The organism is Candidatus Vondammii sp. HM_W22, from assembly GCF_022530855.2.
Classification (GTDB): domain Bacteria; phylum Pseudomonadota; class Gammaproteobacteria; order Chromatiales; family Chromatiaceae; genus Vondammii.
In genome coordinates this window covers 2,215,948-2,229,176 of record NZ_CP099567.1, presented here as the reverse complement: position 1 = coordinate 2,229,176, position 13,229 = coordinate 2,215,948, and the positions used below count along the sequence as shown (strand labels likewise).

Here is a 13,229-nt window from a genome sequence, read left to right as displayed (position 1 = left end):
CGAGCTTTCGTCATAGTACCGTATTGGTTCCCACGCAGAGCATGGGAACCAGAGAAACCAAAGCATTCCTCTGCGATCTCTGCGCTTCTCTGTGTTCTCTGCGTTCCATCTTCACTATCTCTGAAAGGACACTATTCTAAGTCATAACCCCTTTCCCCGGCGAATAACTATCCAGAACATGGATATAGTTGGTCCGTTCAAACTCCGCCGGGTTCGGGATATTCAATTGACTGAGACGGCCGCAGATATCGGATATTGTTTCAAATCCCTGCTCCTCCATCCAGATCTCAAGACCTGTCAGAATTCGTCCCAGGTAGCCTGGCCCTTTCTGCAGCAGGACGCTGCAGAGATGGACCACATCCGCACCGGCCAGAATCAGTTTGATGGCATCTTCCGCATTATGGATACCGCTGGTTGCCCCCAGTGAAAGCTTGGTGCGTCCATAGAGGATAGCAATCCAGCGCATGGAGAGGAGCGCCTCTGTTGATTGGGATGGGTAGAGGCAGCTGACCAGTTGCAGATTGTTAATGTCTATATCGGGCGGATAAAAGCGGTTGAACAGGGAGACACCATCAGCCCCGGCCGCTTCCAGTCGTTTCACCATGTTGCCTATTGAGCTGAATGTCGGTGAAAGCTTCATGTTGATCGGAATGCTGATGTGGGACTTCAGCTCTTTCAGCAGGTCGATATAGCGCTGCTCCACTTCGTTGCCGGAGAGCCCAATGTCGGCTGCCACGTAATAGACATTGAGTTCCAGTGTATCGGCTCCGGCATCCTGGATCTCTTTGGCATGATCGATCCAGCCTCCTGTCGTGACGCCGTTCAGGCTGGCAATAATCGGGATGTCCAGTGACGCCTTCAGTGACGATACCTGCTCCAGGTAAAGATCCAGCTCACCCGGGAAATCCATATGGTCGGGGAGGAAACTGTCCGCTTCGGCAAAGCCGGTCTCCTAGTGGTGGAGGAAGCGTACCATCGCCTCCTCTTCAGATCGCACCGCCTCTTCAAACAACGAGTACATGATGATTGCGGAGGCGCCCGCATCCTCCAGCTCTTTTGACATCTCCAGGCTACGGCTGAGGGGAGACGCCGAGGATACCAGCGGATTTTTCAGTTTCATGCCCAGGTATTGGGTTGTGAGATCCATAATCAGCTCTCCAGAGCAATGAGTATTTCAAAAATGGAAAGAAGACCGCAGAGTTATCAGAGAATCTGTTTCCCTATTTCCCCGTGCTGCAAGGGAACGGGATAAGACCATAACAAACCCTGAGCGCATGGCGTTTCTTTGTGGCAACTGTTTTCTAAAATTTATCAAAGCCACATCTATTCACTATTGTCTTCCGTGCCATCGACTGCTAGATGGGCCAGCTGGTCGTAGAGCTTGAAGCGGCTCTCCACCTCCTTTTGTGCTCTCCGGTAATAGTGCTCCGCGGCATCCGGGTCAATCCGCTGCAATACACTGAAGCGGGTCTCGGTTGAAGCAAAGTCCCGATAGGGGATAGAGGGTGGTTTCGAATCCATGTGCAGTGGATGTTCTCCTTTCTCCGCTTTCCGGGGATCATAGCGGAACAGTGGCCAGTGGCCGGAATTGACGGCCAGATTTTGCTGTCGCAGATTGTTCGAGAGATCCACTCCGTGGGAGATACAGGGCGAGTAGGCGATAATCAGTGATGGGCCGTCATAGGCCTCTGCCTCCAGGAAGGCGCGCAGGGTTATGACATCTTTTGCGCCAAAGGCCACCTGTGCAACGTAGACATTCCCATAGGCCATGGCCATCAGCGCCAGATCTTTTTTACTGGTGGATTTACCGGCCGCAGAGAATTTGGCGACGGTGCCCAACGGCGTTGCCTTGGAGGTCTGCCCGCCGGTGTTGGAGTAGACCTCGGTATCCAGCAGCAGAATATTGACATTGCGTCCCGATGCCAGAACGTGGTCCAGTCCGCCGTAGCCGATATCATAGGCCCAGCCGTCGCCGCCGATAATCCAGACGCTCTTCCTGGCCAGCATATCGGCAATACCTACAAGTGTTTTGGCTTCAGGGCTCTCTATTCTCTTGAGTATCTGTTTCAGTTCGCTGATCCGGTCGCGCTGTTCAAAAATGCCCGCTTCCGACGTCTGGTCTGCCTGGAGTATCGCATCTGTCAGTTCATTACCGACAGGCTCACGGAATCCTTCAAGCAGTTCGCCTGCATAGACATGCTGTTTGTCGATGGAGACTCTCATCCCCAGGCCAAACTCGGCGGTATCCTCAAACAGTGAATTGTTCCACGCCGGTCCCCGTCCTTCCGGGTTGGTGGTCCAGGGGGTGGTGGGGAGGTTGCCGCCATAGATGGAGGAGCAGCCGGTGGCGTTGGCTACAATCATTCGGTCGCCGAACAGCTGTGAGGCGAGTTTGACATAAGGGGTCTCGCCGCAACCGACACAGGCACCGGAGAACTCGAACAGTGGCTGCAGGATCTGGGAGCCTTTCATCGTGGCAGGCTTCAGTTTGGTCCGGTCATATTCCGGTAGTGTCAGGAAGAAGTCCCAGTTGGCCCGCTCCTGATCCTTGAACGCCAGGTCCGGTGTCATATTCAGTGCCTTGCGTTCCGGGTTCTTCTTATCCCGAATCGGGCAGATCTCGACACAGAGACCGCAGCCGGTGCAATCGTCAGGCGCCACCTGATAGCTGATGTGCCAGCCTTCGCCAAAATCCTTGCCCTTGATCTGGACATGCATGAAGCTCTCGGGTGCCTGATCAGTCAACTCCTGCTTGAATACCTTGGAGCGAATCGCGCCATGAGGACAATTGAAGGGACATTTACCGCAGTGGGTGCAGAGGTCGGTCTCCCACTTTGGTATTTCCAGGGCGATGTCACGCTTCTCATAGGCGGCGGTTCCAAGGGGCCAGGTGCCATCGGCCGGGATCATGCTGACTGGAATCTGATCACCGAGACCGGCGATGATTTTCCCGGTCACCTGCTGGACAAATTCCGGCGCGGAGGGTGAGACAGCAGGTGGCTTGTCGAAGTCACTGGTGACAACCGCTGGTATCTCAACCTGATGGAGTCCCGCCAGAGCTGCATCAATGGCGCTATAGTTCCGGTCAAGCAGCCGACGGCCCTTCTTTCCATAGGTCTTTTTTACCGCATCCTTGATTTTGGTAACCGCTTCTTCTGCAGAGATGATTTTACTGATGGCGAAAAAGCAGGTTTGCATAATGGTGTTGATGCGCCGGCCCATACCGGTTTCGGCTGCGATTTTGTAAGCATCTATGGTGTAGAAACTGATCCGCTTGTGGATCATCTGCTGCTGCATTTTCCGTGGCAGGTCATCCCAGACTTTGGCGGCAGGTGTGGTTGAATTGAGCAGAAAAACCGCTTCATCAGAGGCCATATCCAGCATGTCGAAGCGGTTGACAAAATTTGGCTGATGACAGGCGACGAACTGCGCCTGATTCTCTCCGATCAGATAAGTGGAACGGATCGGGTTCGGCCCAAAACGGAGGTGAGAGACGGTGACAGCGCCGGCCTTTTTCGAGTCATACTGGAAATAGCCCTGGGTGTGGTTGTCGGTCTCTTCACCGATGATCTTTATCGAGTTTTTGTTGGCGCTGACGGTTCCGTCGGAACCCAGGCCATAAAACAGGCAGCAGGTAACGCCTTCTGCTGCATCCGGGGTGAACGCGGGATCCCATGCCAGGTGGGTGTTGCTGACATCGTCGATGATGCCGACCGTGAAACCATTTTTCGGGGCCAGTTTTGCCAGCTCGTCGAAAATGCCCTTAACCATGCCGGGAGTGAACTCCTTGGATGAGAGACCATAGCGTCCCCCGACAATGTTCGGCATTGAACTCCGCTTGCCGTTGCAGAAATCCTGGGCAAAAGCGCTAATCACATCCTTGTACAGGGGTTCGCCATCTGAACCCGGCTCCTTGGTACGGTCCAAAACGGCAATCTTCTTAACGCTCTCAGGGATAGCCTCGATCAGTCGCTGGGGATCGAACGGACGGAACAGGCGAACCGACAGCAGACCGACCTTCTTGCCGCGGGCCACAAGATGTTCGACGGCCTCTTCGGCTGCACCGACACCTGAGCCCATCAGCATGATCACCCGCTCGGCATCCGCCGCACCGATATAGTCGAACAGCCGGTATTGACGCCCGGTAAGTCCGGCGAATTGATCCATCACTTTTTGTACAATATCGGGCAGATCCCGGTAGTAGGGGTTGACCGTTTCACGCCCCTGAAAATAGACATCGGGATTCTGCGATGTGCCTCTGATCACCGGATGATCCGGGGACATGGCTCGTTCACGGTGGGCCTGGACCAGCTCCTCATCGATCATACTGCGAACCGTCTCGATATCGATCTGGTTGATCTTGTTCACTTCATGGGAGGTACGGAAACCGTCAAAAAAGTGGATGAACGGGATGCGTCCCTCCAGGGTGGCTGCCTGGGAGATCAGGGCGAAGTCCATCGCCTCCTGCACCGAGTTGGATGCGAGCATGGCGTAGCCGGTCGAACGGCAGGCCATGACATCACTGTGGTCGCCAAAGATGGAGAGCGCCTGCATTGCCAGGGAGCGGGCGGAGACATGCAGCACCGTCGGGGTCAATTCACCGGCAATCTTGTACATGTTGGGGAGCATCAGCAGCAGCCCCTGAGATGCCGTGAAGGAGGTTGACAGTGCACCTGACTGGAGGGCGCCGTGGATCGCACCCGCAGCACCGGCCTCGCTCTGCATCTCAATCACTTCCGGCACGCTGTTCCAGATGTTTTTGCGTCCCTGAGCCGACCACTCATCAGACCACTCACCCATGGGAGAGGCGGGTGTGATGGGGTAGATGGCGATTACTTCATTGGTGAGGTGGGCGATATAGGCGGCGGCTTCGTTACCGTCAATGGTTGTCAGTGAAGATGGGGTCATTTGTGGCCTAGTCTGTCGGTGTCATTCCAGAGGTGTAATCCTAACCAACAGAGGGCATTTTAGTGCATGATATGGATCAATCTATTTTCCGATTCTGATACAGCCTCTCAATGGTGTCCGTTAACCTGCGGTTTCTTGTGAAGTCTGTTGCTGCCGGCTGAGTATTCTCTCCCAGCTATCGTGATTCGCCTGTTGGAGCAGTTTTTTGCTGAATGCGATGGCATTTTTTAGATTGGCCTCAGCTGCCGTGCCGATTGGGCTTCCGAGTTTGAACTCATCACCTCTGATGGCGAGCAGATAAGCGGCGGGTGCGGGAGTGTTGTGGATCTGTTCGAATACCGCCAGCACAGCCGCCGGGGAGATGGCGTGGGAGCTGTAGCTCTCATCACGTGAAGCTTTCAGGCGGGAAAACTCAAATGGGGCAGAGGCGTTGGTGCTGGCGTCAACGAACAGGATCAGCTCTCTGTTCACTAGGTCCAGTGCGTGTTCGATCTGCAGCTGGAAATCAGTGATTCCGGTGAAAAGGCCAGGGACTCCCCCTTTTTGTCTCTCGAGCTCCAAAAGTCGCAGAAACTCAGGGCCCAGAGCATCATCACCCCGTGAGGGATTGCCGTAGCCGAGGATAGCAACGGGTTTGTTATTGGCCTCGAAATCTGTTGCTGAAGGATTCAATGCGCTCTCCGATCCTGATTTTGATAGTTCCGGATGGATACTAAGTAGTGCAATTCCCAACAGAGTCTTTAACCAGCCAGTCCACTGTTTTTCCTTCCGCATCCACCAATTCCACCTCCAGGGGCATTTTTCCTAGGGCATGGGTAGCGCATGACAGACAGGGGTCATAGGCCCGAATGGCCACCTCTATCTGGTTGATGAGTGGTTCGGTGAGCTCTTCTCCATTCAACATATCTGCCGCCACCTGCCGGATCGACTGGTTCATGGCGTGGTTATTGTTGGTCGTGGAGACAATCAGATTCGCTTTGGTGACCAGGCCGTCCTGATCAATCTCGTAATGGTGGAAAAGTGTCCCACGGGGCGCTTCGATAACGCCGATTCCCATGGATTGCATCTCACCCCGGTACTGGAGTTCACTCCCGAGTAGGCCTGGGTCTTCAAGCAGCGTTTTGATCGCTTCAGCACAGTAGAGCAGCTCGATCATGCGCGCCCAATGATAGGCCAGGGTGGATTGCACTAGGCCACCGTCGACAAAAGCGCGGAACTCCAGACGTGCCGCTTCTGCCAGGGGGGTATCGATGAAATCGCAGTTATTGATACGGGCAAGAGGGCCAGCTCGATAGGAGCCCTCATCGCTGCCAAGAGAGATCAGATAGGGGAACTTCATATAGCGCCAGGGTTTCACCTCTTCTCTGATATAGGCACCGTAGTTTCGGTAATCCACCTTGTCGAAAAGTAGCTCGTTATCCGGGCTCTTCGCTCTCAACCCTCCATGATAGAACTCCAGAGCACCATCCTCGCGGCAGAGGCTTAGCATATTGGTTGTGATTAGTGCGAACTGTCGGTTGTGTTCTAAGTTTTCGAAAAAAATCCGTTTTACCAACGCCAGTGCGCCCTTGCTCCAGTCGATAATCTGCCCGATATCCCGGCTCAGATAATCGTGCTCGGCTCTGGATATCGCTTTATTCACCCCCCCGGGAATAGCACAGGTACCATGTATCCGTTTGCCGGAGACAACCCGTATCACCTCCTGGCCGAACTTGCGCAGCAACACGCCCTTTCTTGCAAGATCGGGGTGATCGGCAAGCACTCCAATGATATTTCGGTGCGCCACTTTATCGTCCTCGCCGAACAGCAGATCGGGTGATGCCAGGTGAAAGAAGTGGAGTGCGTGAGATTGAAGTATCTAGCCCAGGTGCATCAGCCGGCGTATCTTCTCCGCAGTGGGCGGGAGTCGCTCCACACCTGCCAACTGGTCGATGGCTTTACCCGCCGCCAAATGGTGGCTCACCGGACATATTCCGCAGAGTCGTTGTACCAATACCGGCAGTTCCCAGTAAGGCCGCCCCTGGATGAACTTCTCAAAACCGCGGAATTCGACAATGTGCAGCCGTGCCTGTTTTACCTGGTTATTCTCATCCAGCAGCAGGGATACTTTACCGTGCCCTTCAACCCGGGTAAGTGGTTCAATGGTTACCCGCCTGAGCTGTTCCGGGTGTTCTGCCGTTTCCATTCGGTTGATATCAGTGTCGGTTGTGTCAGTCATAGTGGATCTGCCGGTAGGCGAATTCGATGGGTTTGCCGGATATCAGCTCTTCAAGAAAGGTCCAGATAGTGTCGGCGGGCGGCGGGCAACCCGGCAGGAAATAGTCCACCCAGACTACATCGTGGATCGGATGGACCTTATTCAGCAACAGCGGCAGTTCCGGGTCGTTGGGGATCTGTGGATTGTCTACGCCGACGCCCTGGAGATAGGACTCTTCCAGGCACTCCTGTAGCGTATATTGATTGCGCATCGCAGGAATTCCCCCGTTGATGGCACAAGCGCCTATGGCGACCAGTGTTTTGCAGTTGCGCCGGAACTCCCGTAATACCTCCACATTCTCCGCATTGCAGACACCGCCTTCAATCAGGCCGACATCACAGAGGCCAACTGTTTTGATGTCGGTTATCGGGGAGCGGTCAAACTCCACCAGTTCTACCAGATCGATAATCCGGGCATCAATATCCAGCAGCGACATGTGGCAGCCGAAACAGCCGGCAAGGGATGCCGTTGCAATCCTGATCTTGTCACTCACGACATTTCCTCTCGGGGTCTCTGACGTCACCGACTAGGCTTACCGATTCCTGGTCATAGAGCCGCTGGCCAATAGGGACATCATACCCTTTGTGTTTCGGTAGAATGGCTCCCACAGGGCAGATTTTGGCCGCTTTATCGTTACTGCTGAAAGTGGAGTCCCCCAGTTTTCCCGTGGGTGAATTGATCACCAGATGGGCGTTTATGCCACGGCCACTGATGGCAAAGATCTCTTTTTCATCGCAATCACGGCTGGCCTGAACACACTGCCCACAGAGAATACAGCGGTTGAAATCAATCACCATGGAGCGGTGGGAGGCATCCACCTTTCGCAGTGGATAGAGATAGGTGAATTCCGTAGCCAGCATTCCGCAATGGTAGGCCATTGCCTGGAGCTGGCAGGCACCGCTTTTCTCACAGGCGGGGCAGGTGTGATTGCCTTCCACGAATAACATCTTGAGGAGCAGGCGGCGCCGGGTGATCACTTTTTTTATCTCATTTCCCACTCTGGAACCCTCGACAGAGGGTGTGGTGCAGGCGGCCGCAAAACGGCTATTGACGAAGACCATGCAGAGTCGGCAGCTGCCATGAGGGTGGAGTTCCGGGTTGAAGCAGAGATGAGGGATATAGATACCCGCTTTTCTGGCGGCATCCATGATGCTTTCGCCCTGTTCGAAGGGGATTTTCCTGTCATCTATGGTGAAGTGCCCGCTCATACGCCACCTCTTTTGAGATGAGCGCCTGGGTCATCTCTGCCGGTGATTTTCCGTGCCTCTTCCAGGGATGCATCCACATCGAAGGCCGGCTCAAAACTGGTAGAACGTAATCGTGCCCGGTAGAGATCCGGGAACTTGGCCATACTCTCCAATATGGGATTGGCAGCAGTCTGGCCAAGTCCGCAATGGCTGGTTTCGCGCATTAATGTGCCGATGGTCTCCATATTATCCAGGTCTTTACAGGTGGCGTGACTGTTGGACACCTTTTCCAGGCGTTTGACCAGCAGGGTGGTGCCGACTGTAGCTAGGTCCTCAAACGCGATCCGGCGTTGAAACTCTGATGGAGGAACCAGCTCTCCTGCCGGTCCTGATACCTGTACTGCCTGTACTTCTGTGGCGCCACAGTCAGCAAGTACTCTCTCTATGGTTACACCAAACGGATATTCGTAGATGCCGGGTTGCTCACAGTCGCCGGAGATGCTCAACAGCTTAGTGCCGGTAGATGATTCAGTCCCTCTGGAACGGAACCAGTCAGCACCTTTATCGACAATCATGGCGGCAGCAACCAGAGTTTCCACATTGTTGACGACCGTTGGATATCCAAGATAACCGCTGGTGACTGGGAATGGGGGGCGAATTCGTGGTATTCCCCGTTTACCTTCCAGTGATTCGATCAAGGCAGACTCTTCGCCGCAGATATAAGCGCCGGCCCCGAGATGGATCTCTATGTCGAAATTAAAGTCGGAGTCACCCAGAATGGCTTTGCCAAGCAGCCCCTCTGCCCGACGTCTCTCCAACTCTTTTTGTAGTGGCTCATGCAGGTAGAGATACTCTCCCCGCAGATAGAGAAAGCCCTTGCCGGCCCCGATGACTGCTGCACACAGCGTCATACCCTCAAACAGGCGGTCGGGATAAAACTGCAGTAGCAGCCGGTCCTTGAAGGTGCCCGGTTCGCCCTCGTCGGCATTGCAGACGACAACACGTTCTTTGGCATCCGCTTCACGGCAGAACCGCCACTTTGTGGCCGTGCTGAAACCTGCGCCTCCCCGGCCACGTAGGCCGGCGGCTTCAATTTTTTTAAGGGTGTTTTCCGGACCTTGTTTGAGGGTTGCGCCGATGGCATCACCGGGTGTCAGGCTGCCGCTGAGCTGGATATCCTTCCGTTGGATATTGCCTTTTATAGAGAAGAGCTCCTGAGGCCAGTGTTCGAGAGGCAATTCTTTTTTAATGAGTAGTGCTATTTGCTCAATACGGGCTGGGGTGAGGGAGGCAATGGTATGCCCGTTCACCAGGCACGCCGGGCCCTGATCACCCATTCCAGTACAGGATGTGAAGTCTATGCTGATCTGGCCATCCAGTCCGGTGGAGCCGAGCCGCTCGGAGAGTCTGGTCGCGAGGGCGCGGCTCCCCTGCATCTGATCAATAACATTGTCGCTGAACAGAATATCGTAGCTGCCGCGAGGCTCCAGGTGGAGAAAGCTGTAGAAGCTGATGATGCCCTTAATCGTTGCATATGACAGAGAGAGTTTCTCGGCAAGGAGTTCAATAGCCGTAGCGGGGATATGTTGAAAAGTCTGCTGTAATCCGATCAGTATTTGCAACAGGTTGTGTGGATTTTCGTTCCATTGTTTCAACAGTTCAGTGGCGGCCTTCCGCGTATCCATATCAGGCATTGCCTGCCTCGCTTGTTCTTTTTAGAGTCGTAAATTTTATTCACAAAGCACCACAAATATTGATGCCACCTCAGTATAGGACAATCTGTTTAACCTGGTGAAAAGAGTGGGAAATATATCTCTGCGAGTTGCGATAAATCAATTGCCCCGATTTGTCTGGTTAGATTGGTGATGCCACTGATGTTTGGTTTGGCCAGATAGAATTAGTCTCTATCGAAGAATACAGATATATTAGCCGAATCAACTGACCGCCATCCGGAAACAGTTAAGGTGGATGCAGAGTCGGTAATATTACCTATTGAAAACACTAGAATATGCCAAACATTGGTCGATATAAGGTAAAAAGAAAACTGGGTGCAGGCAATCAGGGAACGGTCTATACTTTGTCCCGATCCGGAACTGCAACGTCAGGTGGCGATTAAATTGCTTGATCGCTCATTGAATCGAAGCGGTGACAATGTGCGGGATTTTCTGCGCGAGGCTCGTGCCATCAGCTGGAATCCAGCATCCCAATATCGTCTCTATCTTTGATGTGGGCAGAGAGCAGGGCAGGCCTTACCTGGTATTCGAACTAGTTGATGGGAAGCTACTCTCTGACCGGTTGAAACGTGCAACACCGGAATTGCATGACTCTCTGGATATCTTTACAGGCATGCTCTCCGGTGTCGATCAGGTCCATCAGAAAGGGATTGTTCATCGGGATATCAAACCCTCGAACATTATTCTCAATGCTGAAGGTATGCCGAGAATCATGGATTTTGGTATTGTCCGAATATTGACCCCCGGCAGCAGTAACGATGAAGTGCTGACCGGTACGCCACGCTATATGGCGCCGGAATATATCGTCCGGGGCGAAGTGAATGCACAAGCAGATGTCTTTGCACTGGGCGCTATTTTGTATGAACTGCTGACCGGCAGTCATGCATTCATCGGGAAAGATCAACATACCCTGTTGCAGAATATCCAGGAGCGGCAGGTTCCTCCTCCCTGGAAAAAGAGCCTTCAAAACGTTTTTCAAATGCGGGAGAGATGCTGACTGCACTGTTGAAGTATCGCGAAGCGATAGATGAAGTACGTGACGGTGGTGCCACAAAAGGCACAGTCGAATTTCTGTTGCGCCGAATGCAGCATAAGAGTGACTTTCCTGCACTTTCAGAGTCGATTCTAACACTGAACCGTCTCTCCTCTTCGGATGATGAGAATATTGATCGTCTGGCGGGAATTATTGTTCGTGATTTTGCGCTGACGAGTAAGATTCTGAGGGTGGTTAACTCTGCGCTTTGCAGGAAAAATAGGCACTATCACCCGGGCCATTGTGGTGCTTGGTGTCAGGACGGTCCATTCTGTTGCTGCTTCGTTGATCTTGTTTGAACATCTGTACAACAAAACTCAGGCAACCCGGCTTAAAAATGAGATTGCCAGCGCCATTTTCAGTGCCGCGCCTTGGCCAAGCAGGCAGTAGTGGACGCAAAAATGGAGCATGTGGAAGAGAGTTTTCTCTGTGGCATGTTGCACAATCTGGGCAGGATATTCGTTATCTACTATCTCCATGATGAGAGTGAAGAGGTGGAACGTCTGGTAAAGCAGGAAGGGATGCTCCTGGAGAAAGCGGAGCATCTTGTCCTGGGTATGACCTTCCAGCAGGTTGGCGTTAATATCGCCAAGCAGTGGAATTTTCCACAGACCATCACCGAAAGGATGGCAAAGGTGGATCCTGCAGCCCCCGGCGATCTGAGTAAAAGTGATGTAAAGCTGCGGCTGATCGCAAACTTCTCCAACGAAGCATCGAAAATCATCGGCGAATTGGATGGCGATGACTGACCTTCCCCCCATCTTAATACCAAGACTTGGATGAGATAATTCATTCTAAGCGGCCCTATTCATAAAGGCCACAGGTGACAAATAATTTAATGCGCTATGAGGCCGCACGTGATTGTAGTGCTCTCGCCATTGATCAATTTCATGTCTAGCGTCATCAATGGACCTGAACCAATGCTGATTTAAGCATTCATTTCTGAATTTACCGTTTAAGCTTTCTACAAACGCATTCTGAGTAGGCTTACCTGGCTGAATAAAACCTAGCTTAACGCCACTTTCTTTTTGCCAGTAGAACATCGCCTTGCTAGTAAACTCAGTATCGTTGTCGCAGATTATTTGATCCGGAGCGCTCCTTAGCTCAATCACCTGAGTTAAAAAACGAGCGACCTGGTGACCATTGATCGAGAAGTCAGAGAGCTGGCCAATAACTTCTCTTGAGTAATCATCAATCACATTAAATACTCGAAAGCGGCGACCATTAGCCAACTGATCACTGACAAAATCCATTGACCAGCGTATATTTTTACCAATGGGCATAATCGTTGGCATTCTTGGTCGTATTATCTTCTTGCGTTTTTTAGTCCTCACTTGAAGACCTTCTTCGTTATAGACTCGGTAGGTCCGCTTCTTGTTTTTCACAAGCCCCTCTCCTCTCAGGAGGCCATGTAAAAACAAATAACCATAACTCGGATGCTTTTTTGCCAGCTCAAGTAACCGTTTGCGTAGAGGCTCATCTTTTCCCCATTGAGTAACGTACCGAAAAGCGGTTCTACTTAAGCCTACTAATTGGCAAGCTCTACGCTCACTTAATTTGAACCGCGACTTAAGGTAGCTCACGATTTGTTTTCTATCAGCAGGCTTTACCACTTTTTTGAGAGCACATCCTTCATCGCCTCAGCTTCAAGCATTTTCTCGGCAAGTAACTTCTTAAGCTTGTTATTTTCGCTTTCAAGCTCTTTGAGCCGTTTGGCTTCTGAGACATCCATCCCGGCGTATTTGCTTCGCCAGTTATAAAAGCACCCGGTTGAAATGCCGAACTGACGACAAATGTCATCAACTTTTACCCCTGACTCATGCTGCTTGATGGCACCAATAATTTGCTCTTCTCTGTAACGCTTCTTCTTCATCTTGAGATCTCCTAATACACAGACTAATTGGAAATCTCATCCTTGTCATGGCTCTATTTCTGGGGGAAAGGTCATGACAAAATCAGTGTCGATAAACTGGTAAAAAGATACCGCAACAGTCTGGCCATTACCGGCCGGTGGTTTGACCATATGGTGAAAGAGGCGCCAGGAGTTTGGTGAATTCAGTGGCAGCCTGGTTCGTAATGCGGAAAGCGACTCGTTTATACAGCGTCTGGTC

At 52.4% G+C, this 13,229-nt stretch carries 9 protein-coding genes and 3 pseudogenes; 4 read left to right on the top strand and 8 right to left on the bottom strand.

Going from position 1 to position 13,229, the window contains the following annotated elements; translation table 11 throughout:
- Window positions 1–136: 136 nt before the first annotated feature.
- From MN084_RS12320 to MN084_RS12290, 7 genes and pseudogenes are all read right to left on the bottom strand, one after another.
- Window positions 137–1,147: pseudogene (locus MN084_RS12320) on the bottom strand (dihydroorotate dehydrogenase-like protein).
- Between the two features lie 176 nt (window positions 1,148–1,323).
- A complete protein-coding gene (gene nifJ, locus MN084_RS12315) occupies window positions 1,324–4,908 on the bottom strand; it encodes a pyruvate:ferredoxin (flavodoxin) oxidoreductase (protein ID WP_330178074.1) in 3,585 nt (1,194 codons plus the stop codon).
- A 120-nt stretch (window positions 4,909–5,028) separates the two neighbouring features.
- Window positions 5,029–5,580: a hydrogenase maturation protease gene (locus tag MN084_RS12310; RefSeq protein WP_241086197.1), complete on the bottom strand. Its 552-nt coding sequence runs from the start codon at window positions 5,578–5,580 to the stop codon at window positions 5,029–5,031.
- A gap of 40 nt (window positions 5,581–5,620) precedes the next feature.
- Window positions 5,621–7,093, bottom strand: a pseudogene (locus MN084_RS12305) (Ni/Fe hydrogenase subunit alpha).
- 25 nt (window positions 7,094–7,118) lie between these two features.
- A complete protein-coding gene (locus MN084_RS12300) occupies window positions 7,119–7,658 on the bottom strand; it encodes an NADP oxidoreductase (RefSeq protein ID WP_241086198.1) in 540 nt (179 codons plus the stop codon).
- Complete coding sequence (locus MN084_RS12295; protein ID WP_241086199.1) at window positions 7,651–8,373, bottom strand: 2Fe-2S iron-sulfur cluster-binding protein; 723 nt, start codon at window positions 8,371–8,373, stop codon at window positions 7,651–7,653. Before MN084_RS12295 ends, MN084_RS12300 begins: the two co-directional genes overlap by 8 nt.
- The gene (locus tag MN084_RS12290) at window positions 8,370–10,046 is read right to left on the bottom strand and encodes an NAD(P)H-dependent oxidoreductase subunit E (RefSeq protein ID WP_330178073.1); all 1,677 of its coding nucleotides are present in this window, start codon (window positions 10,044–10,046) and stop codon (window positions 8,370–8,372) included. The genes MN084_RS12295 and MN084_RS12290 overlap by 4 nt, the downstream gene beginning before the upstream one ends.
- Before the next feature lie 354 nt (window positions 10,047–10,400).
- Between MN084_RS12290 and MN084_RS12285 the strand changes: the two genes are divergently transcribed.
- From MN084_RS12285 to MN084_RS12275, 3 genes and pseudogenes are all read left to right on the top strand, one after another.
- The gene (locus MN084_RS12285; RefSeq protein WP_241086201.1) at window positions 10,401–10,577 is read left to right on the top strand and encodes a hypothetical protein; all 177 of its coding nucleotides are present in this window, start codon (window positions 10,401–10,403) and stop codon (window positions 10,575–10,577) included.
- Window positions 10,531–11,082 carry a serine/threonine protein kinase gene (locus tag MN084_RS12280; protein ID WP_330178072.1) on the top strand — a complete coding sequence of 184 codons (552 nt, stop codon included), beginning with the start codon at window positions 10,531–10,533 and terminating at the stop codon, window positions 11,080–11,082. Before MN084_RS12285 ends, MN084_RS12280 begins: the two co-directional genes overlap by 47 nt.
- A pseudogene (locus MN084_RS12275) lies at window positions 11,076–11,867 on the top strand (HDOD domain-containing protein). Before MN084_RS12280 ends, MN084_RS12275 begins: the two are co-directional and overlap by 7 nt.
- A 45-nt stretch (window positions 11,868–11,912) precedes the next feature.
- Here the strand turns inward: MN084_RS12275 and MN084_RS12270 are convergent.
- Window positions 11,913–12,991, bottom strand: a protein-coding gene (locus MN084_RS12270) for an IS3 family transposase (protein ID WP_330178071.1) whose coding sequence is annotated in 2 segments (ribosomal slippage) — window positions 11,913–12,739 and window positions 12,739–12,991 — 1,080 coding nt in all. Because the reading frame shifts where the segments join, the coding sequence is not laid out codon by codon here.
- 42 nt (window positions 12,992–13,033) lie between these two features.
- Here MN084_RS12270 and MN084_RS12265 point away from each other — a divergent pair.
- On the top strand, window positions 13,034–13,171 hold the full coding sequence (locus MN084_RS12265) for a hypothetical protein (RefSeq protein WP_330178070.1): 138 nt from the start codon (window positions 13,034–13,036) through the stop codon (window positions 13,169–13,171).
- The last annotated feature ends 58 nt before the right edge of the window (window positions 13,172–13,229 follow it).